Raw genomic sequence first — 26,909 nt, forward strand, 5'->3', positions numbered from 1 at the left:
CTATCGAGAAATAGAAAAACGACTTCTGTTCGATTGCAAGCAACAATCGAACAAGAAGCCGTTTAGCTGTTTTGTGACATAGAAACTGTAATTCTTTACCTCTATTCGTGTAAACGCCCTTACTCAGTGCCTTCGCTCGGTAACTGTCAATAATTTGTCCACGCTATTTTTTTCTAAACTGTTCGTTTGTTCATAGCCGTTTGAAGAGCAGTCAAGCACTCATCAACACGTTGCTGTGAATGACTGTCATCTGCAAGAACATTCCGAGCATCTCCTACCGCAGCATGATACTCTAAATAATCATCATAGGAACCAAAATTTGCTGGCCCCAGTCCCTGAGAGCTATCATATAAAGCTTGCAGATCTGTCTTGTCCGCCTTTTCAACCAGATTATCTATGGCATCCTTCAATCTATTTAATGACGCTTGAGCAGTTTCTTCTATTGGGCGTTCACTATCTAGAATATCTTTGGCTACCGCTAAGGAAGCACTCAATTCTCTCCAAGTTACCGGAGTAAAGTCTTCTTGTCTCTTAGCTATGCCAGTATTATATAAGCTTTGTAATTCATCTAGTAATGTTTGAGGTGCATCTGCTTTTGCTAGACCTATCATTCGTTGCAGCTCTGCAAGTGCATCATCGACGTCCTTTTGAGGACTGTTCAAATCTTCAATCTTAGTATACGCATTCGCATATGCCGCATGGAATAAAAGGTAAGTTGGATAATCTTGATAATGGTGTGGACCCATTCCTTTGGCATCTAAATAGAGTGTCTGCAAAGCTTGGGTATCGGCACGCTTCACTAATTCTTTTATTCTTGCATTTAGATCAGTCAGCCGATCATTGACCTCTTTTTGTGTCGCGTCTTTTTTATTTACAATATCTGTCGCCGCATCTTTTGATCCCATCAATTTCTCCCATGAAATCGGTGTGTAGTCGGCTTCTGTTAAGCTGTCTAACGATTTTAACGCACTTGTCAATTTGTCCTTATCTACCTTGTTGTAGTTAAAAACAATTTCCTGACTAGAGGTGATATTCTTAAGCTCTTTCGTACTGCTGCCAACAAGTTCGTATCCAGGAAAATTCTCAGCCCTTGCAACATAGTTAAAGCCTTCTTTGACACTAGTTGTTGCTTCTTTCAGCAGTGTTTTTCCGCTCTTATGAACAACTTTTATTTTATAATAATCATTAGAACCATGATGTGCATAGAAGGCGATTTTTTCATCTCTCCACCCTACTTTGATCAAATGCTTCTGTTCATATTGATTAATTGTGAAATTATGAGCCCCCGACTTAGCATTTGGATTATACGCCCTATAAACAGGAATTCCGATAGGTTTCTCTTTACTATTTCTATCAACTGACTTGAATGCTTCCCCTTCTTTCCGCCAACCAACTTTTGCCAAATGATCGTATTCATTTTTGTCCATCGTGTAATGATGATCTCCCGCATTTGGATTATATACGCGATAAACAGTTATTCCGCTGCTAGGTGTATCCCAAGCTACGCCCTCATCATGCCAGCCAACTTTGATCAAATGGTTTCGTTCATTTGTATCCTTCGTATAAAAATGTTCACCGCTGTTGGGATTATATACCCGAAATAGAGTCTGAGAAGCTGCCTGTGCATCACTTGAGACAAAAAATAGCGCCAGTCCAAAAAACAGGATGATACTTAAAAATAATCTTTTTTTCATAAAGATCCCCCTCTGTTTTTGTAAGCGTTTACAACAAAATAATATATGCTGATACAGACATTGTCAAGACACAAAGTTAATAAAAATTTATTTTTTCGTTAATAATAATTATGCGTAAAATCGAATCGTTATTATTATGTTAATTAATTAGAATAATTTCCCCAACAAGATTTCATTATCAGTATTGAAGTCATACTTTCTTTACCTTCGTTTCTAACATAGCGCACAAAAAGAGCCCTATTATCAAAAATATGATAACAGAACCCTTTTACACGAAGAGAATACACTTGGCTCAATTAACTGTGTTTTCCATAGTAGTATAGCACCGATCAATGCATTGTCATGCCACCAGTTACATTGATCGCTTGCCCGGTCATATAGCTAGATAGAGGACTTGCTAAAAACAGTACGACATTTGCTACGTCTTGCGGTGTTCCTGTTCGTCCCAATGGCACTTGGCTGATGTCCTCTTGCCGGACATCTTCCGCACTCATGCCTCGCAACGCACCGCCCTCGACTCTTTCCCGCTGTTTCATCTCTGTTTCGATAATTCCCGGACAAACGGCATTAACTAAAATTTGATTTGACGCTACTTCGATTGCCAATGTTTTGACTAATCCTAAAACAGCATGTTTAGAGGCCACATAGGCTGCCATTCCGCGATAGCCATTTTTCCCTGCTTGAGAAGCAATCACAATCATGCGTCCTTTTTTACTATGGTCGATCATCGCTTTTGTGAAATATTTTGCCACTAAATAGGTTCCGCGAGTATTGACTTCAAACGTCTGATCAAAATCTCTAGTCTGACTATCCACGAGAAAATCCATTGTCGATATTCCTGCTACATCCACGACGATATCAGGAACCAGTTTATTATTGATCAGCACCTGACTTAACGTCGAGACCTCTATTTCTTGACTAACATCTAAATGGGTTTGAAAATAGGATTTATTGACAGCCAGCAACTCGTCAAAGTCATAGGTAATATCTGCGGCTATTACTACTGATTGATTATCTAAAAAAGTCTCGACGACTGCTTTACCAATTCCTTGACTACTGCCGATCACTAAGACGATCTTATCTTTTAATTCTGGAAACATTCTTCTCACCTAAACCAAATGACGTTCGAATGCGTCATCACTAATTCCTTCAGCTACAATCTTTTTGGCCCATTCTTTTGCAGAGAATAGAGAATGATCGCGATAATTTCCGCAGCTAACGATATCCGTGCCTTGAACATCTTCCCACTGAGTTTTTTCAGCGATTTCTTCTAGGGATTCCTTCAAAGCTACTGCCACTTCATGAGCAGTCGGCTCACTCCATACGATCAAATGGAAACCCGTCCGGCAACCAAATGGGGAGCAATCGATCACACCGTCTAACCGATCGCGTAATAGATCCGCTAATAAATGTTCGATCGTATGCAATCCAGCTGTTGGAATCGCATTTTCATTTGGTTGAACAAAGCGCAGATCAAAGTTGGTGATCGTATCACCCTTTCCACCATTTTCTTTAGTGATCAAGCGTACATATGGTGCCTTCACCTTTGTGTGGTCTAGTGTGAAACTTTCTACTTCTGCCATAATTGAAACACTCCTTTTATTTTTCTAAATAGCTTAACGGCTTATCGACTTCGATTTTTGTACCGCCAAACTCTTTTTTTATATAATCTTGAATCGATTGATTGTGATACAGCTTAACTAGTTTTTTGAAATTCTCATTATCTTTATTTTCTTCAGCTGTTGCCAAGATATTGACATTATTTTTGGTACTTTGATTTACTTTTTCATGGAATAACGAATCTTTCAACACGTTCAAACCGCCATCTAAAGCTACGGTGTTTGAAATCAGCACAGCATCCACCGATTTTAGTACCCGAGGACCCGTTGTATCATCAATTTGTTTAAAAACGAAATGTTTCGGATTTTCTTCAACTTTTTCAACGCCGCTTAACGCTTTAAAATCGGCACTTAATTTAATTAAACCGGCATCCTGCAATAGTAACAACCCGCGGGCCGTATTGGCTGGATTATTAGCAATCGCTATGGTTGCTCCATCTGGCAACTCTGACAGCGAGGTGTATTTTTCAGAGTAAATCCCTAATGGTTCTAAATAAGTCGTTCCTAAGGCTGCCAACGGCTGCTTACTATTTTGCGAATTGTACGCTTTGAAATACGAATAGGATTGAAAAGCATTGACATCAACACTGCCATCAGCCGTCGCCTTATTTAATTGAACCCCATCCGTGATCTCTTTGACTTGAATCGTTAACCCGGCCTTTTTTGCCTCTTCACTTTTAGCAATATGCTGCCAAATTTGATAATCTGAACCTTGCGATCCGACAACGATCGTTTTTGATTCTTTCTTTTGCGAGCTGCTCACTTCATGTATCCCGAACCCAGCAGCAACCAAAACCACCAGCACTCCCAAAAGAATCACTATTTTTTTCATACTTTTCCTCCTATATTTTTAAAACTTAGTAAAGCGATCAGCCAATCGATCCCCAATAAATTGAACAGCAAAAACCATTACTAACAAAATGATCATACAAACAAAAGTTACGTCATTTTGAAATCGTGCGTAGCCGATGCTGATAGCTACATTGCCTAATCCGCCGGCACCCACCGCGCCTGCCATTGTGGTCAATCCAATCAAACTGATAACGGTCAAAGTCGAGACACGAATAATATCCGCCAACCCTTCCCGCAGAAAAACACGAAAAACTATCTCTGAAGTGCTCAATCCCATTGCCTGGGCTGCTTCCACTACCCCAGGCCCTACTTCTTGCAAAGCAATCTGGATTTGGCGGGCATAAAAAGGGAAGATGCCTACTACCAAAGGAACCAATGCGGCTGTTGTTCCTACCGTTGTTCCAACGAGAAAACTAGTCAAAGGTGAAATTACTGCCAATAAAATGATGAAGGGAACGCTTCGTAAAAGGTTCACTACTTTATCAAGCACACTGTAAAAGCTGCGATCTTCTGTGATCCCTCCTGGTTGTGTCATGGTTAAGACCAGCCCCGTCAACAGACCGATTATACCGGCGATCATTCCTGAGACGACGGTCATATATACTGTCTCCAGAGTTGCTTGCCAGATAGCTCCCTGCATCGTAGCGACATGCGGAAACAAATTGCTCATGTCACCACCTTCTTCGTAATTATTTCTACCTCGACACTCTGTTGCCTTAAATATTCAACTCCAGCTTCGACCCTAGAGCCATCCAATGCCAAGATCATGACCCCTACTGTCAGATTGTCGAACTGATCGATATTGGCAAAAAGAATAGTTGCTGCCACCTCGAATTTTTGTGCCATTTCCGTCACTACCGCTTGATTCGTCGTCTCACCGACAAATTTCAACAAATAGAGTGGTTTACGATCATTATTTCTACGAATCCGATTCAACGCTTCTTGAATATTGATCGAAGTCTCAATAAATTCTTGGGTCAGCCGTTCTTTGGGACGCCTGAATACTTCAGCGACTTTTCCCTGTTCAATGATTCTTCCCGCTTCCATAACAGCCACCTGATGACAAATTGTTTGAATCACTTGAATTTCATGGGTGATCAGAACGATCGTCAATCCTAATTGTTGGTTCAACCGCTGCAGCAGTTTTAAGATCGACAAAGTCGTTTTTGGGTCTAGCGCGCTAGTGGCTTCATCACTCACTAAAATATCCGGACTATTTGCTAACGCCCTGGCAATCGCCACTCTTTGCTTTTGACCACCAGAAAGCTGGTCAGGAAACGCCTCAGCCAGCTCTTCTAACTCGACTAGCTTCAACAAAGCCAGAGCCTTCTCGCGTCTTTCTATCTTAGTGAGTTTTTCACCTAGCAGAGGAAATTCTACATTGTTTAGAACCGTGCGTGAGTTCATCAGATTGAAATGCTGAAAGATCATACCAATTTTTTTCCTAGCCTGTTGAAATTGACGTTGATCCAATTCATCCAGCGCTTTCCCCTTCACGAAAACTTTCCCCGAAGTCGGTACCTGTAAATGGTTGATCAAGCGAAGCAAGGTGCTTTTACCAGCACCCGAATAGCCGATAATTCCGTAGATTTCTCCCTGATCAATCGTCAGAGAAACATGATCTACAGCAGTGATTGACGAGTGATTCCGTTTGAATGTAACCACTGCGTCCTGTAACTCGATGATTGCCTGTCCTCTCTCTTTCATCTCTATCCCTACTTTTCTGGCCAAACCTCTTCTGCGATACTCTTGATCAGCGCGATCTTGTTCCATTGCTGTTCCTCAGTCAGAATATTTCCCTCCTCTGTTGAAGCAAAGCCACATTGCGGACTCAAGGATAAACGATCTAACGGGATATATTGTGCCGCTTCATTGATCCGTTCGATGACTTGTTGGCGATCTTCTAATTTTCCATCCTTCGATGTAATCAGTCCTAAGACGACCTTCTTTTCTCCGCTAACTTTCGCCAACGGTTCAAATCCACCTGAGCGTTCGGTATCATATTCCAAATAATAAGCAGCGACATTTTCAGATGTGAATAATGGATCAGCCACATCGTCATAACCGCCAGCAGCCGCCCAAGTAGAATGATAATTTCCACGGCAAACATGAGTGTTTAACGTTAAGTCTGACGGTTGATCCGCCAAAACCTCATTATTAATAGTTAAATATAATTGAGCTAACTCTTTGCGAACCTCTTTTTCATCCTTTCCTTCCTCCACCGCAAACCCTTTTGGCAGCGGCGCGACTAGAACGCCCCACGTACAATCGTCTAACTGAATCGTACGAGCTCCCGCAGCATATAAATCAGCGATCACCTGTCGATACGCTTTTACGATATCCGCGATCAGTTCTTCATTCGTTGGATAAACCTCGCGAACTTTTCCGATAACATCTGGTCGCAAGAATTCAACGAGAATCTGTGCTGGTGCTGGAATCGTTTGTTTTACCTCGATGCCCTCGCTAGTGTGAGCTTGGCTGAATTTGAAATGTTCAACGAAGGGATGATTTTCACCGGATATTTTTCCCGTCACGATTACTGTACCTGGACGCGTCTCTTCTCCGTGAAAGAAATAGCCATGCTCTGGAACAAAAAATTCGATTCCTTGTAATCCCCAAAAGAAATCCAAATGCCACCAGCTGCGACGAAACTCTCCATCAGTCACAGCCTTTAGTCCAGCCGTCTCTTGCTTTTTAATCAAAGCAATAATGGCTTCATCTTCAACTTCGGTCAATCCTTCTTGCGAAAGCTTGCCTACTTCAAAATCCTTCCGTGCCGTCTTTAATTTATCTGGTCGCAAGAAACTCCCAACTATGTCGTAGCGAAATGGTGATGTGGTGCGTTTTGTCATAATAAAATCCCTCCATTTTTTAATTTGTAAAAAAAGACTGATGAAAAACAAAAAAACATCCATCCCTTTACCTACTGCGGCTGCAATAAATAAAGGGACGAATGTTTTCGTGGTACCACCCTCATTCACATTATCCTTCACGAATAATATCTCAACGGTACCTGCTGATACCCGGCGATATATCGGTCGCGTCCCGTTTGGTTTGCGTGAACAAACCAAATCGCTCAGAGCTCATCTTCGCTAATTTTGTCAATCCCCTTTTTCACCGTCCGGGGTCTCTGTACTTGCTACGTATCAGCTACTCTTCTCTTCAAAGCTTAACTATTAAACTTTTGTTGCATTCACTATACCAGTAACTGAGGGAACTAAGGTAATTGATTTTTCTTATACTTGGTCATTCATTTTAACTATAAACCTAGTTTCATTGAGAAACGAATCTGCGCTAAATAAAAACAGTAAGGGATTTTGCGCATCAGATTAACTTCGTGGTTTTCAAAAAATTAAGGATCACTCACTCCATTCAATTGATAACAAATTAATTTATTAGCCGAATAGATTTCTCGATAAACATGATAGAGTCGTTTATATTTTAATAATTTTCTTCATTCAGCTCATATGATCAAGAACAGTCATAGAGTAATCATGGGAGTTTTCGTATTCTTCAATAAATTGAATTTAATGTATTTGTTCGTTGATAAAACCCTATCTATAAATGAGTTCATTCAACTCTGTTACTTTGAGATTCATCTGATCACAAACGATAATTATACCGAAACAATCATATGTTGCGCTTAATCCTAACATTCGCCTGAACCAATTAACTTTGTTAAATTTAGATTATGTAAACTAAAATAAAAAAGGCGAATGTCAAGTAAAAAACGCAACGATTTAATAAAAACTTAAATAATCGACTCGATATTTATACAGTATCAAGGACTGTTGTTCAAGGCGGCGTATTCTCGCTCAAATATCTCTTTACACGTTGTAAATCCATGAATCTTTTTAGGCCTAGTGTTTAACTCATTAGCGATAATTATCATATCAGCTTGAGTTTTACTTTCAAAGGTCTTTTTCTTTGGTAAAAATGCTCGTATCAATCCATTTGTATTCTCATTCGTACCACGTTCTTGTGGCGTATATGCATGCGCGAAATAAATCTTTGCTTCATACGTGTTCTCAATATGACTGATGAATTGGCTATTTGCGAACTCTTTTCCACGGTCACATGTTATCGATTTTACTGCGTCACCATGTAAGGCCATAAATGTATCAATCACCGGTATCATTTCTAATGCAGATTGTGCCTTAGCCAAAGCCATAAAAGTAAAGCGAGATTTTCGCTCATTTATCGTCACGATACACTTTTCAACTTCTCTAGAGGGTAAAATGCAGTCTATCTCCCAATCACCGAAGCATTTTCTTTCGTTCACTTCTTTTGGTCTATTCTTGATTGAATCATTATAAATAATAAAATAAAACTAATCGCTTTTGGTATCGTAATTCTAATATTTTCTGTGTACGTATTTACTTACAATAAGTTTTGATCTTTGAAAATTAAAAAATATCCGGGGCACAAGACGCACCGGATATTCGACTAAGTTAAGAGGCTATTTAAAGGTCTTAGAAATATTCCCACTTAGTTAAGAATAAACGCAACCCAAATTGAGCTAATAGATATGACACAACGACTATAAGAAGTAAATTTTTCCAGCAATTTGATATGCTAGAAAACTTAATATGAACATACAAAATGTTAGAAAAATAGAAAGCTTGTGCCATGTTGGATAATTTTTCCATGTAAAACCGAATTTACGTAGTCCTTGAGAATATCCAATCAAAAGTCCAATAAACAGTCCGTTTTTCTCAATAGAGTTCCTTCCTTCTGGTAACGTAACTGATAGTCAAGAAAAGTGTATCATAGCCCGTGGAAACGGTCTAGCTACAAGACAAGGTCGTTCCTGAAATTCGACTAAAAAAGAGACTTCGCCAAGATTATCAACGGGAATGCAATTAATACTTTAGTCCAGGTACAATTTCTTATAAAAAAGAAAGTACTGATATTATTAAGCGTATATTCTTGCCCGTTCTCATCTGTAACCATTTTAATACATTCGTTTTTTACAAAGTATCGTGTGAATAAAAAATTGATCAAGGCGGGAGCAAAGGTTGTCAAGATGGCTATCAATCCCATGAAACGCTGTTGAACAGATCCAACTGGATAATTTTGTTGAATACCTGATCCTGCTAAAGCAATTAACGGAATATATCCTAAGATGATAGCTAGAGGTACTAGAAATCCTTTTTTCTTCCAAATAAATAACATAAAAACTCTCCTTCGTTTTATATAAAAGTTGAACATAATAACTATAAAATGTGAATGCTATAGCAGAATTATTAGACAGGAGCGACGTTGATAGAAATACCAATCCTCTGCAAGTAGAGGATTTTGCTGACTTAAAAATTGGTGTAGGACTTTAGACTTACTAAAATGAGTATTGAAGATATCAATAAAATGATCAAAGCAGAAGCGCTAAAAGATACCGCTTCTCGTTCCTTTGCGTTCGATTTGCACAAGATGATTTTACCTTTCAGTCACGTTCAATGATTGATCAACTCATTTTTTAGACAAACAGTTCAACCAGACAGAAGATGAGATTCGGCAACTGATGGCATCTTTATATTCTGTTATTGAGACAATTCATCGAAGAAGACACTGTTTCCACGTTTTGAAACAGTGCCTCCTTGTGAATTTTAACAAACAAAGTACATATCTATCAGTATTAAAGTTCTATTTATTTTTTCTTAATTAGATAAAACGAAACGCCTATTAATGACATTCCTAATCCTATAAACAACATGCTACCTTTCTTTTCACCGGTTTTTGGGAATAGCCCCTTACTCGTTTGAGAAGAACCAGTCGTAGTATGAGTAATGATGGATGGTATCTTTGATTTACTTGTTTCTGTTGTACTTGTTTCTGTTGTACTTGTTTCCGTTGTACTTGTTTCTGTTGTACTTGTTTCCGTTGGAATAAGTTTATTCTTTTTTGTAACACTTATCTCTGTATCATCATCTTCGATAATGGTGAACGCAACAGGTGTTTCATCTAATACATATCCTTCTGGTGCTTTTGTCTCAACAAATTGGTAATCGCCTGGTGCTAATCCTGTTATATGAATCTGTCCATTTCTATCTGTCACTAGATTTTCTTCGATAACTGTACCATCTTTTGTTACTAATTTAAATTCGGCTCCAGTTAAAGTTTTATTGTTTTCCTTCGATACTTTTTTCAAAGTGACTGATCCAACCATAGGTGTCTTCAACTTATTGGTAGCTGTTAAGTTAATGGGTGTTTCTTGCCCTTCTGTTACTGTAAATGTAATAGGTGTTGTATCTAATGCATATCCCTCTGGCGCTTTTGTTTCAACAAATGCATACTCTCCTGGGGGTAAAATTCCAGAATTGATAAAACCATCATCATCAGTGATTAAATTAGCTACTATAGTATTTCCTTTTGTATCAATCACTTTGAACATGGCACCAGCTAAAGGATTCTCATTTTCAGCATCAACTTTATAAAGATATGCACTGCCATCTAACGTTGTTGTAGCATCATTACTAAAAATGTTCGTACCTGCATAATTCATAGATGCTTTATTCACAATTTTTTCGCCTGCTGCTACATCTGTATTTGCATATTGTACTTGAAATTTGATTTGTTGTTCTTCCCCTTCAGGAATATCTTTTAATACGGTATAGCTGAGAGTATTGCTACTTGCTTCATAAGTAGCATCAGAAAAGACAGCATTTTCTTTTGCTGTTGTTTTAAGGTAGGTCGTGAATTCTGGTAATGGATCAGTAATAACTGTTCCAGCTGAAATCACACCATTATTACTCTTCAAAGTCAATGAATATTCTAGTACACCATTGGTAGTAGATAAAGTTGTTTGCTCAACTTTTTTTGTCAGAGAAACAGCATTGAACGTTGAATCATCTAAGGCTATTGCAGTATCATAATCTTTGATAATTGAATCCCCTGAGTATAAATCAACATGGTTGTAGCGAACCCCAAAATCAGCTACATTTTTATCATCAATTACTTTTTCCGCATACATTACGACATAACTATCATCAGGAGTTATGTCGCCAAAATCAATTTCAAAGCCATTAGTATTAGTAATTATCTTATCTTCAAATTCACTGGTAACATATACCCAACTATTTGGTGTACCATCCTCTCCTCTGGAAGTCACTTTTGCAATTCTAATATGCTCGTAAGGTGTTGCATTTCCAGTCGCAGGTATGTATAGACCTGGATCTGTCAATTCTGTTCCTTCAGGTGTTGTGTCAACAATTTTTGCTTGATTAATTGTTTGTTGGTTGTAATTCACTCTAATTGCGAAAATATTTGATGCTGGATTATCCAAGCTCATCAATGCTGCATTCACACCGTTTACTTCTTTAATAGGGCGAGTACTAAACTTGTCCAAAGTTGGAAGAGTACTTGTCGCTTTATTAATTGTTGAACTTGTTTCATCAGAACTAATTTTGTCAGTTCCTTTTATCAAATCTACATTATAAGTTACATTATCTGGAATACTATCATCCGAAGGATACAATAATGGAGCTTGAAATTTCACTACAAAAGTAGCTCCTAAGGCACTATCTTGATCTATTTTTGTATGATCATATGCTACATTCAAAATATAGTTTCCATTTCCATCATCAATTATTGCCGGCGTAGCAAGGTAAAAAGGATCATCCAAGACTAAATTGTTGATCAAATCATTTTGATTTTTAACAATCGACTTGGGAATCGCTACTTGAATCATTCCATCCTCATCCAACTTTCCTGAAGACGTTGACAAAGTAACCTCTAACTCTACCTGATTATTAGAAGAAATTGTACTTGGACCATGAATAGTCACCCCTGGATCATCCCCAGCTACTGTAGGGGTAACCGGTTCAGCATAAACTGAGCCGACTAATCCTAATTGACTTAGTAATACAATAATCAGCATAAAAACGTATGGAAATTTTGATAATCTATTTTTCATTTTGTTTCCTCCTTATATCTGTATCTTAAAAGATTTAGCACTTCCAATATGGAATTGTATCTTATTTATTATTTACATATGCTCAAAAAAATGGATATTTAAAATACAAAAAAATCCATTTGTTTACCACAGGTTTGTGATAGAGCAAATGGAATTCCCAGAATGTAGGAAATAAGGTATAGATATAAATAATTATCTGAGTTTATACTGTTCCTTAAAAAACTTAAACTAGATTGTTTAGTAGATTTCTATTCCACACCCCTTTACTAGGATTAGGAAGATTGTATAGTATATTACTTTTCCAATCGGAAGTATCTTGTTTAAATTTTGAAGCATGGATACTATCAATAACCCATATTTTATTAGTATCATCATATTTTTCAGTAACAGTAAAGAATTGTGTTTTCATTCTCAAAACATCTTCAGATAGTTCTGAGTCACTAGTAAAATTGAATTTTATATCCAAGTCGATATACATGTCAAAAGCCAAGACAGATTCCGAACGATTTTCAAACTTGTAAGAATCTCTGTTTACTTCAACTTTTTTGAATGTTTGCTCATAATTCTCTAAGTATTCTGAAAAAAGGAGGAAATCAACAGTTACTTCATCTCCAAAAGTTTGAGAAGTCGGTTTCAATTTATCAAAAGAATTGAAGTTTAGACTCTGATTATATGATTCATAAAAAGTAACTACATCCATAAGTCTACTATTTTGAAAATTTTTATTTTCTATAAATAGAGCCCCCACTTGAACGGTTAGTTCCGAATTTGAGTTAGTAAGGAGAACATCTTTATTTATGTTCACTGTACCAAATTTTTCTGATACGGTCTTGAATGTCCACTTGTATTCGCTTGGTATAAAGGGACCCTTTTTTTTTGGTCCAACACCTTCCCATCAAGAGTTAAAATCATATCATCAGTTGATTCTATACTAAAAAACCTTTTTTTGGGAGAAATAGTCTTTCTATTAAATCGATTCTCTTTATTGTTTATTACAAAGTTTTTATCATTAGATAACAACCGTTCTGTTTGATTCTTTAAATCATTTTTATCTAAACTCTTGAAAAATAATTTGATTTCTTTGTCGGTTATACTAGAGCCATCAGAATAAGTTGAACATACTTTTTTGAAAGCTGCTATATCTTCTTTTCTTATAGCTTCTTCAAATGAGTGAGTCATTTTTTCAACAGAATTTTTCTTTAATGCATAAAGCATTCCTATAAGAGAAAACGATACTACTACAAGTAGTATCGTTTTCTCGAAATTAGTTACTTTTTTATGCATCAAGGTCACCCATGAAGGCATTCTTGAGCTTTTTATAGAAATAATTATTACTACTGTTTGAGGTATCAACTTCCCAATTGCTACCTTTTTTATTTAATAATAAGTCGTAGCCATCACCACTTAAATATTCTGGTGTTTCTACATTTGCTTCAGATAACTTTTCAGGTAAATGCTGAATTAGATATTTTTCTGCATCTTGATTGATTTGTTCATAACTATCTGCTCCGCTGTAACTATCTTGATTTTCTTCAACAAAATTATCGAGAATACTTTGTTGGTCTATTTCTTCAAAACGAACAATTTGAGGATTGACTTTTATTTTTGCATAATTGGGAGTCAAGTCTACAACTGTATAGTCAATCTTGGCCTTCTTTTGATTTATTTCCATAACCTTATTTGCTACAGCTTCAAGTTCAGCACTAGAAGGCTCATAATAGTTAAATTCTTTTTTTAATGCTTCCATAAACTTTTGTTTAAATTCACTATGCTCTTTTGCTAGATCATTTCCCAATTCTAGACCTTTTTCGTTCTTATCTGAGTTCAAAAATACAGTTTGAATGAATAAATCAGCCATATTTTTTCGAGTATCACTATAATCTTTATACTTCGAAATATCTAAATTAATTGCTACGGTCTCATTCTCATCTTCAAAATTTGAAGTATCTACTTGTAATTCATATTTAGCATCCTTTTTCACATCAAATAATAAGTATCCCGTGATAGTTTTATCAGGAGACAATTTGCTATACGTAAGCATCTTAAAACTTTTGTCAGTAGAATATACATTTTGAGATTCAACTTTGTTTCCATCTCTATCATATAAAGAAATTCCTGAATCTAAAATACTCATTGATTTTTTTGAATTATTTTTTATAGATATCTTTAATGCCAATAACCCATCGTCGTCAGAATTACCTTGGTCCTCTCTATAAAAATAAGAACCTTCAATAACTTTTACAGATATATCTCTATTTTTAGACTCATTCAATTCTTTTTTCGTTTTTGTAGAAGAACATCCACTTAAAAGGAGTATAGTACTAAGAATTGCAAAAATTTTAATCGTAATTTTCATTGTTTCCTCCCAGTTTGTCACTAATAATTCTGTTCATGCAGAGCTAATCATAATTTGATCAATATAGGATGTCACACTATCTATATCTTGTCATTTTTACCAGTTAATCAATAAATTTCAAGACTGTATTTTTAATCAATCTTCTATTTGCACTTTTGATTAAAATATTATTACACTAATGCTGTCCCAGTTTCCTTGTTTTTGATTTCTAACTGTTCAATGTCAACTCAGAATGCTACTGATTACGTCACAATTCCAATAATCTTATTTATATATTGATTACTGTTTCCTATCATGTTATCCCCCCTATTTAAAATCATATTCAAGAATTCACTATTCCTACTGAATTCTTCCTAAATAACTATAGAAAATAAGATATGGGCAATGTATCTTTTTTTTGTACAAAAAAAGTGCGCAAGGAGGTCTTTCGAATAAAAAAAACTGATATCTTTGCAAAATTATAATACTGGAATCTTTCTATTTGTTAAATCAGAGATTCCAGTATTATAATAAATTAATGCTCAAATTTTTCTCAATCGTTTTATAAGTATACTTTCTTTTCGATAATTATCTTTTGCCTAGAAACACCTTCGAAGAATCAAATGAATAATTAGTAAGCTTTTCAACAACTAATTGTCTGTCTTTATCAATAACTAAAATATCCCCTAGCTTGTAACACTCAGACTTATCAGCATAAATGACTACATGTTTTTGAGTCCACACATCTTTTATTTTTAAAATATTCTTTGATTGATGTATGACAACACCCGCAATCAGGCTACTTCTAAAATTATCCTTACTGGTACTCATTTCAAATCATCTACTTTCTTTTAACCAGATTATTATGATGAGTGATTTGTAAACATTACATAAAAAAGGCTACAATAGCATAATGACCTATTCATGATAAGTGATATTTTTTTTAAATAGAAACTGGTATTTATCCTTTAAACATCTTGAATAATAGTGATAAAAAATTATACAACAATTATTGAAAATAATTTTGCCTTTTGAACCTAAAATTATTAAAAAGAACTTCAAATGTACAAATCTATATTTATATTGAGATCTCTTGTATTTTAAAATGAACTGAATTTTTCAATCGGAGGAGTAAAATGCAGATATTTAATAGCTTTTTGGGAAGTGAATCAACCAAAGAATTCGAGTTACTTCAAGTTTTATACAAAAATCCACGTTTTATGGATATAGAGGAATTAAGTCAACTGCTTAATATGGACAGACGATCTATCTACAAGTATTTTGGTTTATTACAAAACAAACCTTATATTCAAGAAAATAGAAATAAGGATATTTTAATTACAAAACATGGTCAAGGATACAAATTTGTCGGAGATAAAAAGGATTATAAAATTCTATATCAGCAAATTGTTCAATCAACCCCCTTTTTTGAATTGCTAGAATTACTTCTATTAGACAATGAATTCAATATCACAAAATTTTCTTATGACAATTTTATCTCTGAATCAAACATTCGGAAAAGACTTTATGAATTAACCCCGATTTTTGAAGAGTTAGGATTCTCTGTTAAAAAGAAATCAGGAAATGCCTACCTCGTCGGAGACGAAGCAAAAATTCGCTATTTTATGGTTACATTTTTTTGGAGAATCTATCAGGGAATGCATTGGCCTTTTCCTGGTGTATCAAAAATGAAATGCGAAAAGTTAGTGAGATCTATCTTTATAAATAATAATTTGAAATATAATGAAATCGGAATTGAGCTCACATGTTATGTTTTGGCGGTAAACATTATTCGCTTTAGAAAGGGCTTTCGAATAGAACAAAAAAAAGTTGAGTCCGTAAAAAGTTCACCCTACGTCGATAATCAATTATTATCAATTATTTTGGATACGAACAATGAGTTTATTTCCACACTAGTTTCTGAGTTGCGCTCTAACTACTTACTTGAATCGACCGAAATTAAGTTTTTGTTGCTTTGGCTTTACTCTGATTCAAGTTTTTATTTGGCAAGTAGAGATATTAATAATTATTTAAGTAATTATTCTGGTACTGAAGAAAATATAGCACGTAATTCACGATACATTAAAGAAATTTCAAATAATAAAAAAGGGGATTTTAGATTCGATAATCTTGAAAGTACGAAAAAAAAGTTTTTTTTAAGTACTATTTTTTCTGGGTTCATATTCGTTGAACTCTTTGGTAAGAATAGTCGTACTCTCACTGGTTACAACCTTGAGGAATTCATTTTTAAGAACTTTCCCGATTTACTTCGCCGCTCTAATATGGTTATGGAACACTCAGGTGTATACCCTAACGATATTGATAAACGTAATGGTTTAGCAATACAATTTGCCATGATAAGTACTCTCTTTGAAAGTCCAGCAGATTTTAAAAAAAAGATTTACATAAAAATGGAAACAGATTTGCCTCCCATTTTAGAATTTGGGGTTATTGAACGGATCCAGAATACTTTTAAAAGCTACTACAATATTGATATAAGTAGTAACATTGCATATAAGGATGCTGATTTTTGTTTAAGTACAAACTCAATTACCATCAACTCTAATCAATCGATGGACATATTACTTATTAATGCTCAAGTGACGCTTTCTGATCTCTTGGCTATTAATAAGAAAATATTAAATCTGTTAAATGAGTAACAAATTAAGAAACTGAATAAAGATTGACTATTCACCACTTACTATTACCGATTACGCAAAGGGCCTTCTCCATTGAGAAAGAAGGTCCTTTAATTAATATTTAAAAATACGATCCTTCCTTCAAAGCTGAGATGAATTCTGGAGTTAGTGCATAACCAGCTTTCCAAATAGTTGTTATTTCTTCTCCAGAGAAGTCACTATCAATCAACTTGTTATTGAGACGTTTCCTCAAACTGGATAATTGACTTAAGTTTGAATTTGTCGGTGGTTCATTCCATATGAAGTGACAAATTTTTTGTCGAGAAACTGTTTTTCCATTAGCAACAAATAGACAATGTATCAACATTTTTTCTTTAGAAGAAAGTTTCAATATAAAATGGTCAATTTTTAATTTCAAATCATCTACCTCTAAATTTGGTAAAACTGTTATATCACTCAACTCCTCTAAACTTGAAATCATTTCAAGTACATCAACACTCGATGTTTTATTGTTAATCCAGCCATCTACTATATCAACAAGATAAGAATATTCTGTTTCTTCCACATTCTCTTTACTACCATTCCTTAATATAAATAATCCATTTTCTTTGAATGTTGAATAATATTTTGAAAACTCTAGAGTAGAAATTGTGTCACTAAAAATGACAATTGAAAAGTGTCTGACCACTTGAATGCAGGCTGGTACATCGTACATCAGGTCAGTTGAACAAAACACTTGCTCGTTTGATCGTTGTAAATCAGTTTGTAATTTTTGATCAGATAATAGATTCTTAGTTAATATCAATATTTTCGACATATTAATAGTCATCCTTTACACAGTATTTAAATTCAGATATTGTTTTCAAAAAAACAATTTTATAGATGGTATGAATAAGTTTGGAAGATCTATTTGTACTATTTTAAATATTCAAAGCTATTTATTCCAAATATTAATTAGAAAACAATCGGAAGAATGGAAATGAAGATCATTAAAGCTCCCTTTTTGTAGAAAATAGTCTATTGATAATCACTGAGAATAGTGAAAAGAATACTAATCCACTCAACATAAAGTTTTTTCTGACGTTTTTTTATTAGCAAAATGAGCTTCATTATCAATCCGCTTTATTGATTTAATTAATAGAATGCTTTCCAATTTTTGGTACTTTTTAATCTCACTATTTATATTATCCCTCCTAATGAATATTATTCAGCTATCTATAAGGCAATAATTGTTTCCTGTTTATTATCATATAATATTGATATTCTGTTTTTCGGTAGTTAAAAGTACTTATTCAGTTCCAAATAATGATGAGTAAAGTTTACCTATTATTCATAACTTAATTACAGGAACCCATCCTTACGTGAAAACGGGTAGCTTTTTTACAGCTCTAGAAGAGATCCCTACTCGCCTACTACATAAATGAAGCTCTTTTTTAAAACCGCCAACCGCTCGCTACTTTATTTATTTTTCTTCATTTTGAATAGATTGACATATTCTCTTTTACTTATGGTATATCGAATTCGATTCTCTGCTTCTTGTTTTCTTATATGTTTTGCACTTGTTTTCTGATTTAAACCTACTGTACTCACGTAATATTCTGTTGACCGTAATGTTTTAGAACTGGCACCATTTCGCCTATTCATAGTGAACTTCGTCTTTTTGCTGTGTTTTTCGTAGCCAATCCAATCTTTTGAGGAAGCAAAGCGGCAATTTTTCAGTTATGTTCAAGATTCTTATAACAACCGCAGAATTCACAGTGATTTGGCTTATTTTTCTCCTGTTGAATTTAAGAAAAAGATGCTGGTATCTTAACATAAAAAATCTCTCTTAAAAAAGGGTCTCAGCTATTGATTATAATCCACTCTGCTTGAAATACTGCATACACATAAACCCATTCGATAGTGCTATATTGAAGTGAACTTATTTTGTCACTCTAACTCAGCCTATTGACCAAAGAGCCCCTTTGAAACACGTATAAGTATGAATAATGAAAGTTCTATAAAGTTGAACCTTATAAGTACATATTTAAAGCACTAAAATAGAACAATTTGTATGAGAATATATTTCGTTAGATGTCAACTTTGTCTAATGAATGATAGCTAGTTCGTGTTGTTAAAAAAAGGAGTAATGATTTGTGGAATTTTATTGGAATCACTTAAAAAAAAATATACAAAATGAGACTAATATTTTAGCATATCTATTTGAAATAGGAGATACTGCTGAAAGAATTATTGAGAGTGTTACACCATTTAATTTTATTGACTGTATTGCAATATTACACTCTTTGGATCAAAAAACTAGTTTAGTTGATTTCTATATACATCATGCAGAATCTTCATTAGAAAGCAAACAATGGTTAAAAATAATAGATACAGATTATACTCGATCTTATAAGGATATGCTTGAATTATCTCAAGATAAAATTACCAAGTATTCCCTAATCTACAAAATTTATCCAACAAATCATTCAGTTGTTTGTCTATGGAACTTTGATATCATTAACCACATTTCACTTGAATCAAAACAGTCTTACGAACAAATAGAGGAACGATACCATTCAGTCGATTCATATTGTCAGGAACTTCAAGATAAAACGTTCAATATTATCAGAAATATTTCTTCCACAAACTTTTGTGATAGCTATTTGGAATTAAAACAAATTGATGCAAAGTTAATCTATATATTTTCAATAATTTCATTTTATGATTTTCTTAGTCCGGATCATATACTTGAATATGTAGAAGAGGAATACGCATACATTTTTGATGAAATGGCAAAATTCTATTGGAATGAAGAAAATAAAAAACTTTCACTACCATATATGCTCAAAATTGATTAGAAAGGAAAAAATAATGTCATCTATTGAATTACTACTAATTTATAAATACAAAGATATTAATGGGAAATTTGAAGAAGATCTTCTCTACAATGTTACTAATATTTTAGAAAAGAAAAATGTACTATCAGGAACGCAGAAATTAGAGGTAAATATCGGTTATGAAAAGTATGAATACAATCTTTCTGAAATTAAACATTACAAAATACTAAGGCGCTAATTTTTTATAGGAATATGCGACATAGAAACCGAGAGTGTAATATGAACCGTGTAAGTAACCATAAATCCTAGGCAGGTGGTTGCTTCGCGGTTTTTCTTTTTCTAAAATAAGATCAAGAGGTGATTACACGATGGCTAGAAAGAAAAGAAATCCTGATGCTGAGAAGTTAGCTGAATCCATTCTGAATGCCTATCAACCTGAATCTGTCGATGACATGCAAGATGCTTTGAAAGATGTGTTTGGTCCTTTATTTGAAAAGATGCTTCAAGGAGAATTGAATAACCATTTAGGTTATGATGCCCATTCTAAAGAGCCTAAGGAACACGATAATCGTCGAAATGGCTATGGAAATAAAACACTTAAAACTAGCTTTGGTGAAGTAGCTATTGATGTTCCTAGAGACAGGGAGGCTTCTTTTGAACCAGAATTAACTCCTAAGAGAAAACGAGATGTCTCCGACATCGAAAGCAAGGTTCTTTCCATGTATGCACGAGGAATGAGTCAAGGAGATATCACCGCAACAGTCGAAGATATTTATGGCTTTGATATTTCCCATGAAATGATTTCAAATATCACTGACGCCGTACTTCCCGAATTGGAAGAATGGCAAGCTCGGCCATTAGCTAAGTGCTATGCTTTTCTATTCGTCGATTGTATGTATGTTACTCTACGGGAAAACTATGAAGCGAAAGAATATGTTGTATACACCATTCTTGGCTATGATCTCAAAGGAAATAAGGAGATTTTAGGATTATGGTTAAATCAAACAGAATCCAAAAATCGCTGGATGCAAGTGTTTGATGAATTGAAAATACGTGGAGTAGAAGATGTTTTCTTCATTTCGATGGACGGTGTTTCCGGCCTCGAAGAAGGCGCAAAAGCAATCTTTCCTTCAGTAATTGTTCAACGCTGTATTGTTCATCTTGTTCGTAATGCATTACGCTACATTCCAAGTAAGGACTATAAGGAAGTCTGTCGAGACATGAAAAAGTTCGGCAAAGGTCCAAAAAGTTTGTTGAGGAATATGGTATTGCCATTCAAACAATTTATGAATGGTCTTAGTCTAGCCGAGTGCTACTTAACTCACCAATCACTCTTTTGTATCAAAAAGTGAAGATACTAATTTCTTTCCCAATATCACGATTCTTTTCTTCAAGTCCATTATTAAGTTAATCATTCTAGTCTAAATCCTTACCCCAAAATTTTTAATTCTTCTTTACCTATTCGAAATTTATTTCTAATACCACTCAACTATATGTTACATTATTATAATAAAGTATTTTACGAGGAGGTAATAGAATGGAATTTATAGATGCATTTATTGAGCTTGATGAGCATATATTACTTTTACAGAATCTATCGTTCAGGTTAGAACCCATCCAGCCACACCCAAAGGGTTATGAAAATAGTCTAGAGAAAAAAACATCTTTTTATAGGAATATGTATAAAAGTAAGTATGATCAACTAGTGAAAATTGAAAAGTCATTAATACATATTTTTAGAATAGTAAAATCATTTCCCGTTGCTCAAGATATAATCGACTTAGTCGAGAAGATAAATGAAATGAAGCCTTTCAAGAACAATTTAACTAATTCAGAATATACCACCGAAATTGATTTATTTTTTAATGCTGCTCATTCTATCCAAGTTCAAATTTCAAAAGCCAAATCATTTTTACCAATAATTATTTCCAAACTAAATAAAACGAAATATAAATCTATCAATAAATTAACATACAACCAAACCTCACTTTTGGTCGAGAATGAAAAACTTAAACATCAAATAGCTCAACTAAGAATTAAAAATAATGCTTTATTAAAAAAGCAAAATGAAACGGATAGCAATAATAAAATTAGTTTCTCAGTAAAAAAAGACCATCCGCGGGGTGGTTGTAAATTAACCGATTTGCAAATAGAGAGACTACTATTAATTTATGCGAAACGCGGAAAATATGCCCGTATGACTCTAAATAAGGCATTATCAACTATTGCTCAGACCTCCCGTACATACTACAAAATAATAAAAAGAGATTATGTTTCAATGGAGACCAGAAATCGTATAAAAAGGATTGCTGACGAGAATGGTATAACTTTGCCACCAATAGGCGGTATACGGCAATTATAAATCATTATGTTGAAAATACTCCCTTCAATATGCGCTATGGAATTTAACCATTCGCTAAACTGAGGGAGTATATATTTATTTCCTAAAATGGTGCATTAATAACTTCATGAGAAAGTGATACAGCATCTACCTCCTTCGAATTAAATCCAGTCAGTCGGAAGGATAGGTCAAATTTTTCAAAGGTTGTCCTATATTTTTCTAGTTGCCATTGCCCACAGGAATAACTTCCCAGCGCATTTTGCTTGTAGTCAATGTTCACAACAACATATTCCCGTTCTTTTAGATCACACGTGTGTTTGGCGTTATCCAAATCAGTTTCTTCAAAATATGAAGTGCTGAAATTGAATCCTTCAGTATCTGCTACGAATAATCCTTGTCCACGATCATCGTTCAATGCTAACCACCTTGTATCCATCCTATTTCCGTTGGCTTGAGGGACAACATAATTTGTAAACATATCCTCAACCGTTGAACTATAAACGCCAAGATACCCTGCTTCTTTCGAATCTACATAGTTTTCTCTTGGACCACATCCTAAATATTTTACTTGATTCAAATCTTTATTCACGTGCATGGATATCCCTAACCGTGGCAGCATATCTGGTGCAGTGTCGATTTTTCCACTAGGACTACCTTTTAGATCAAATAAAATATCTCCACTTCCATAGATCGTATAACTGTAGGTACATTTGTAATGCCATGCGCTATTGGTAGTTGAATTAATTGTATTTACAGTGACTTGGACCGCCTGTTTTGTTTCTTCCCAATCAAAAGATGTCACAATTTCATGCTCTAAATGCAGGAAATACTGTTTTTTCATCTCATCGATAATCTCCATATCGTTACTGATTGGTGCTCGCCACATCGTGAATTTTGGTCCTTTTTCAATGATCGTTTGACCGTCTCGTACTAGTTGTTGAAGCGTTCCTCTGACTGTATCAAACGTTACGGTAAAGTTCGATCCTTCAATACTCAACATGGTTTTTGTCTCACTAACCCGCATCTCACCTCTTGGTACAACTTCCGTACCTTCTACTTTGATTGGAAGTTCAAAGCTAGCTGAGGCCAATTCGTGACCCTTTGATGCATAGAGAGTTGTTGCCTTTAATTGATAAGAGATATTCAAGAAATAACTTGCACCAGGTTTCGGTATAAAGTTTAAACGATAAGGTAATGTCAATTTAGCACTCTTACGTGCAGGGATCGAAGGTAACGAAATTGTTCCATCTTCGATTAGTCTTTCATCCTCAACGATCGAATAATACAAATCAAAAACTTCCAGATTTTGGAAATCAAAACGACTTAACAACTCGATTTCTCCTTTATTTAGATCAATCTTTGTTGTTTTTATTGGCTCAATCACTTTTTTATATTCATAAAGACTTGGTGAAGGTGTTCTATCCGGCATAAGCATTCCATCGATACAAAAATCTTTATTAGAAGGATCATCTCCGAAGTCGCCACCATAACGATAGTATTTTTCGCCATTATCCGTATAAGACTCAATTCCATGATCAAACCATTCCCAAATGAAACCGCCCTGCAGCTTATCGTGAGCGTAAAATAAGTCTTGATATTCCTTTAAATTCCCTGGGCCATTCCCCATCGCATGACCATACTCACACAAAATATGCGGTTTATTTGATTCATCAATGATCGTCTTCATTAATGGCTGCTTCGTCGGATGCTCCAACCATGTATACATGGTCGAATAAATATCGGCTACTTCTACCTCAAAATCTCCCTCATAGTGAACCAAACGGGTTGGATCTATTCTTTTTGCTACCTCAGTCATCTTCACAAAATTGGATCCAAAAGCCGATTCGTTCCCTAAAGACCAGAAAATAATAGATGGATGATTTTTATCTCGTTCGATCATTCGGATCATTCGTGAAACATAGGCCATCTCCCATTTCGGATCATCACTGATCCAATCATATTTTCCAGTTAATTCAAAACCATGGCATTCCAGATCTGTTTCATCAATCACATACATTCCATACTCGTCGCAAAGATCATACAGATAGGAGGACGCAGGATAATGACTAGTTCGAACAGCATTAATATTGAATTGCTTCATCAAACGAATATCTTTTTCAATTTCTTCCTTCGATACGACACGACCATTTCTAGGATTGTAATCATGACGATTAACGCCTTTAAATTTGATTGCTACACCGTTTACTAAGAAAACCTCGCCGGCTAACCGAATATTTCTGAATCCTACCTTTTGGGGAATCACTTCTACTAGGCTATCTCCTTCATAAACGGAGATAAATAGTTGATACAGTTCAGGTGTTTCCGCCGTCCAACGTTCGACATTAGGAATTTCTGCATACAAGCTATCCTGCTTGTCAGTGATTTTTTTACTCAATACTTGATGACCAGATGGATCAATCAGCTCTATCTCTATAAGCTGCCCTTTCGATTCACGCAAAGTAAAGGAGACATTCAGCTGACCATTTTTATATTCATCATCCAAATCAGCAACCACTTTAATATCATTGATTCCTGTGTATGGAACACCGATTAACTCCACGTCTCTAAAGATCCCACTGAGCCACCACATATCTTGGTCTTCTAAATAGGTACCATCAGACCACTGATACACTCTTACTGTTAAATCATTCGCGACATCTTTTTGAACGAAAGAGGTAATATCAAACTCCGCTTCATTTCTTGCCCCCTTACTGTAGCCGACTTCATGCCCATTGATCCAAACATGAAAAGCGGAATCAACTCCACAAAAACGTAGAATCATTTTTTTACCATCAAAACTCTCGTCTATTGTGAATTGCCTTTTATAGATCCCTGTTGGATTTTCAGTTGGAACATACGGCGGATTGATCGGAAAGTTATACCATAAATCAGAATAATGCATCTTGCCGTACCCTTGCACCTGCCAATTACCCGGAACCTTGATATCCGCCATTCTTTCTGTGTCAAAATCTGGCGCATAGAACTCGTTTGGACTATATTCCGGCGCGTCTACTAACAAAAATTTCCAGATACCATTCAGATTTTTAAAGGCGTGTGTATACTTATTTTCATTCAACACAGCCCTTTCTTTTGTTGGAAACGTCGAGAAATGCGCTCGAGGTTCCAATCGATTGCAATGATCTAATTGATAGTTCTCCCAAATTTTCATTTACCTGTCACCTCTACATTTTTCTTTTCGTTGTTTAATACTCTAGATTTTCTTTCATAACGATTCCAACAAATCCATGCAAAGCCCATAAAAATTACCAAGCCTACGATATTGTAGACTAGCATCCCGATTGGACTCGCTTCACCAGCCGGAAGTGTGCCATTTATCTCTGCCATAATCAGTTGAGGATCAGGAACTGTTGACATAAAGAACACAAAAATGAAAATTATTAACAATGCAATACCTGCAAAAATCCCGAATGGTCGGCTACCGAATCGGAAGCTACGAGGCATAGAATCTTTTTTTAAGCGTAACCCAATATAAGCGATCAACAAGAACAACACTGGCAATAACGAGGTCGACGCTGTCATATTGATCAATGTCGAAAGAAAGCTGTCCATATTACCAATTCCTAAAGCTGGAATGATCAGGAGCATCGTAACGATAACGCCCTGTACAACCAAGGCATTTGTCGGATTTCCCTCATTATTTGTTTTTACTAGCCACTTTCCAAATACACCCTCTGGAATTTCCGAGAAAAACACTTTAACAGGGGCTGCGGTCCATAAAGCTAACGAGCCGAGACTACCGATAAATAAAATCAAGCCGACCAAACGAACCATCACACCACTTGGAATATTGAAATGCGTACCTAATATTTTGAAAATATCGAAGATCCCGTTGGAGAAATTCCCTTTTAACACATCGGCGGGAACAACAAAACCAACAGCCACGGCACCCAAAACATACATGATCCCAACAATAATCGTAGCGCCGATCATCGTTCGAACGAAGGTGCTGTTGCCACCCTTAACATCCTTGATGTAGACGCCAATACTTTCGCCACCTCCGACCGCCTGTAGAATCCATGCCATGGTCATAAAGAAGGTCCAATTGAACGTTGGCGTCACTGATTGGATAGTGAAATCCTGCGCGGGTTCTTTACCAAATCCAAAAACAACAATGAATGCCAAAACGACAAAGGCCACTCCCATAAACAGTCGCGCACTTCCAGCAAAATTCGTCACTTTAGAGATCCAAGATACCCCTTTGATACAAACCCAAGTCATCAGCCAAAAGAGAAAAATCGAAATAATAGCAATGATGATTGTGCTATTGCCACCTTGAAAAACGTTTCTTCCTACAAAAGCATAAGAACCGTAAATCAGTGTGTTCGGCAGCAGAGAACAGAAGAAAAATAAATTAACAAAAAAATAGGACCATGCACCTAAAAACGCCCATTTTTCTCCCAATACCGACTGCAACCAGCTATGAACCCCTGATTCTTTTCCTGAATTGGCAGAAGCAAACTCCGCAATCATCAGAATAAATGGTAAAAAATAAAAGATCGTACCAAACAAATATCCGGGAATCGTTGCCAAGCCAATTTGGATACTGTTATTAACAATGCTGGGAAAAGCGAATACTGCTGAAAATGTCATCAACATTAATGCAACCGACCCCAAGCGCTGTCTTGAACTAGAGTTTTCCATCTCAAACTTCCTTTCAATATTTATTTACACATTGATTTT

22 protein-coding genes and 2 pseudogenes are annotated in these 26,909 nt (G+C 35.5%); 6 read left to right on the top strand and 18 right to left on the bottom strand.

Annotated features, from left to right (window positions below; translation table 11 throughout):
• Positions 1-173: 173 nt before the first annotated feature.
• The 14 genes from IGI38_RS13905 to IGI38_RS13970 form a co-directional block, all read right to left on the bottom strand.
• Entirely contained in the window at positions 174-1,694 is a 1,521-nt protein-coding gene (locus tag IGI38_RS13905) for a hypothetical protein (RefSeq protein WP_438731568.1), read from the bottom strand.
• A 329-nt stretch (positions 1,695-2,023) separates the two neighbouring features.
• Entirely contained in the window at positions 2,024-2,794 is a 771-nt protein-coding gene (locus IGI38_RS13910) for an SDR family oxidoreductase (protein ID WP_438731571.1), read from the bottom strand.
• A 9-nt stretch (positions 2,795-2,803) separates the two neighbouring features.
• Complete coding sequence (locus IGI38_RS13915; protein ID WP_438731574.1) at positions 2,804-3,277, bottom strand: S-ribosylhomocysteine lyase; 474 nt, start codon at positions 3,275-3,277, stop codon at positions 2,804-2,806.
• A 16-nt stretch (positions 3,278-3,293) separates the two neighbouring features.
• The gene (locus IGI38_RS13920) at positions 3,294-4,145 is read right to left on the bottom strand and encodes a MetQ/NlpA family ABC transporter substrate-binding protein (protein WP_438731577.1); all 852 of its coding nucleotides are present in this window, start codon (positions 4,143-4,145) and stop codon (positions 3,294-3,296) included.
• Positions 4,146-4,163: 18 nt separating this feature from the next.
• On the bottom strand, positions 4,164-4,835 hold the full coding sequence (locus tag IGI38_RS13925; protein WP_438731580.1) for a methionine ABC transporter permease: 672 nt from the start codon (positions 4,833-4,835) through the stop codon (positions 4,164-4,166).
• Entirely contained in the window at positions 4,832-5,872 is a 1,041-nt protein-coding gene (locus IGI38_RS13930) for a methionine ABC transporter ATP-binding protein (protein WP_438733378.1), read from the bottom strand. The genes IGI38_RS13925 and IGI38_RS13930 overlap by 4 nt, the downstream gene beginning before the upstream one ends.
• An 8-nt stretch (positions 5,873-5,880) precedes the next feature.
• Positions 5,881-7,017, bottom strand: coding sequence for a 5-methyltetrahydropteroyltriglutamate--homocysteine S-methyltransferase (locus IGI38_RS13935; RefSeq protein ID WP_438731582.1), 1,137 nt, complete (start codon positions 7,015-7,017; stop codon positions 5,881-5,883).
• Between the two features lie 929 nt (positions 7,018-7,946).
• Entirely contained in the window at positions 7,947-8,486 is a 540-nt protein-coding gene (locus tag IGI38_RS13940) for an IS30 family transposase (protein WP_438733379.1), read from the bottom strand.
• A 500-nt stretch (positions 8,487-8,986) separates the two neighbouring features.
• Positions 8,987-9,340 carry a hypothetical protein gene (locus IGI38_RS13945; RefSeq protein WP_438731585.1) on the bottom strand — a complete coding sequence of 118 codons (354 nt, stop codon included), beginning with the start codon at positions 9,338-9,340 and terminating at the stop codon, positions 8,987-8,989.
• A gap of 469 nt (positions 9,341-9,809) precedes the next feature.
• Complete coding sequence (locus IGI38_RS13950; protein ID WP_438731588.1) at positions 9,810-12,074, bottom strand: MSCRAMM family protein; 2,265 nt, start codon at positions 12,072-12,074, stop codon at positions 9,810-9,812.
• A 223-nt stretch (positions 12,075-12,297) separates the two neighbouring features.
• Positions 12,298-12,879: a hypothetical protein gene (locus IGI38_RS13955; RefSeq protein ID WP_438731591.1), complete on the bottom strand. Its 582-nt coding sequence runs from the start codon at positions 12,877-12,879 to the stop codon at positions 12,298-12,300.
• Positions 12,876-13,358 carry a TcaA second domain-containing protein gene (locus IGI38_RS13960; protein ID WP_438731593.1) on the bottom strand — a complete coding sequence of 161 codons (483 nt, stop codon included), beginning with the start codon at positions 13,356-13,358 and terminating at the stop codon, positions 12,876-12,878. The genes IGI38_RS13955 and IGI38_RS13960 overlap by 4 nt, the downstream gene beginning before the upstream one ends.
• A complete protein-coding gene (locus IGI38_RS13965; protein ID WP_438731596.1) occupies positions 13,351-14,430 on the bottom strand; it encodes a DUF4352 domain-containing protein in 1,080 nt (359 codons plus the stop codon). The genes IGI38_RS13960 and IGI38_RS13965 overlap by 8 nt, the downstream gene beginning before the upstream one ends.
• A 567-nt stretch (positions 14,431-14,997) precedes the next feature.
• The gene (locus IGI38_RS13970; RefSeq protein WP_438731598.1) at positions 14,998-15,240 is read right to left on the bottom strand and encodes a hypothetical protein; all 243 of its coding nucleotides are present in this window, start codon (positions 15,238-15,240) and stop codon (positions 14,998-15,000) included.
• A gap of 305 nt (positions 15,241-15,545) precedes the next feature.
• Between IGI38_RS13970 and IGI38_RS13975 the strand changes: the two genes are divergently transcribed.
• Positions 15,546-17,069 (top strand): helix-turn-helix domain-containing protein, encoded by a 1,524-nt coding sequence (locus IGI38_RS13975; RefSeq protein ID WP_438731601.1) that lies wholly within the window; start codon positions 15,546-15,548, stop codon positions 17,067-17,069.
• Positions 17,070-17,169: 100 nt separating this feature from the next.
• Here IGI38_RS13975 and IGI38_RS13980 read toward each other — a convergent pair whose 3' ends face one another.
• Entirely contained in the window at positions 17,170-17,865 is a 696-nt protein-coding gene (locus IGI38_RS13980) for a winged helix-turn-helix domain-containing protein (protein ID WP_438731604.1), read from the bottom strand.
• A gap of 641 nt (positions 17,866-18,506) precedes the next feature.
• Positions 18,507-18,653: pseudogene (locus IGI38_RS13985) on the bottom strand (IS200/IS605 family transposase); the annotation flags it as partial.
• Between the two features lie 76 nt (positions 18,654-18,729).
• On the opposite strand from IGI38_RS13985, the gene IGI38_RS13990 reads away from it, so the two are divergent.
• From IGI38_RS13990 to IGI38_RS14010, 5 genes and pseudogenes are all read left to right on the top strand, one after another.
• Entirely contained in the window at positions 18,730-18,861 is a 132-nt protein-coding gene (locus IGI38_RS13990; RefSeq protein ID WP_438733380.1) for an IS3 family transposase, read from the top strand.
• A 322-nt stretch (positions 18,862-19,183) separates the two neighbouring features.
• Positions 19,184-19,888 (top strand): DUF7006 family protein, encoded by a 705-nt coding sequence (locus tag IGI38_RS13995; RefSeq protein WP_438731607.1) that lies wholly within the window; start codon positions 19,184-19,186, stop codon positions 19,886-19,888.
• Positions 19,889-19,901: 13 nt separating this feature from the next.
• Entirely contained in the window at positions 19,902-20,105 is a 204-nt protein-coding gene (locus tag IGI38_RS14000; protein WP_438731610.1) for a hypothetical protein, read from the top strand.
• Positions 20,106-20,235: 130 nt separating this feature from the next.
• Positions 20,236-21,111 (top strand): annotated as a pseudogene (locus IGI38_RS14005) (IS256 family transposase); the annotation flags it as partial.
• A 293-nt stretch (positions 21,112-21,404) separates the two neighbouring features.
• Positions 21,405-22,229, top strand: coding sequence for a hypothetical protein (locus tag IGI38_RS14010; RefSeq protein WP_438731613.1), 825 nt, complete (start codon positions 21,405-21,407; stop codon positions 22,227-22,229).
• An 82-nt stretch (positions 22,230-22,311) separates the two neighbouring features.
• On the opposite strand, the gene ebgA is transcribed toward IGI38_RS14010, so the two are convergent.
• Both ebgA and IGI38_RS14020 read right to left on the bottom strand, forming a co-directional pair.
• Positions 22,312-25,377 carry a beta-galactosidase subunit alpha gene (ebgA, locus tag IGI38_RS14015; RefSeq protein WP_438731616.1) on the bottom strand — a complete coding sequence of 1,022 codons (3,066 nt, stop codon included), beginning with the start codon at positions 25,375-25,377 and terminating at the stop codon, positions 22,312-22,314.
• Positions 25,374-26,870: an amino acid permease gene (locus IGI38_RS14020; RefSeq protein ID WP_438731619.1), complete on the bottom strand. Its 1,497-nt coding sequence runs from the start codon at positions 26,868-26,870 to the stop codon at positions 25,374-25,376. The genes ebgA and IGI38_RS14020 overlap by 4 nt, the downstream gene beginning before the upstream one ends.
• Positions 26,871-26,909 lie beyond the last annotated feature (39 nt).

Source organism: Enterococcus sp. AZ128, from assembly GCF_051714485.1.
Classification (GTDB): domain Bacteria; phylum Bacillota; class Bacilli; order Lactobacillales; family Enterococcaceae; genus Enterococcus_A.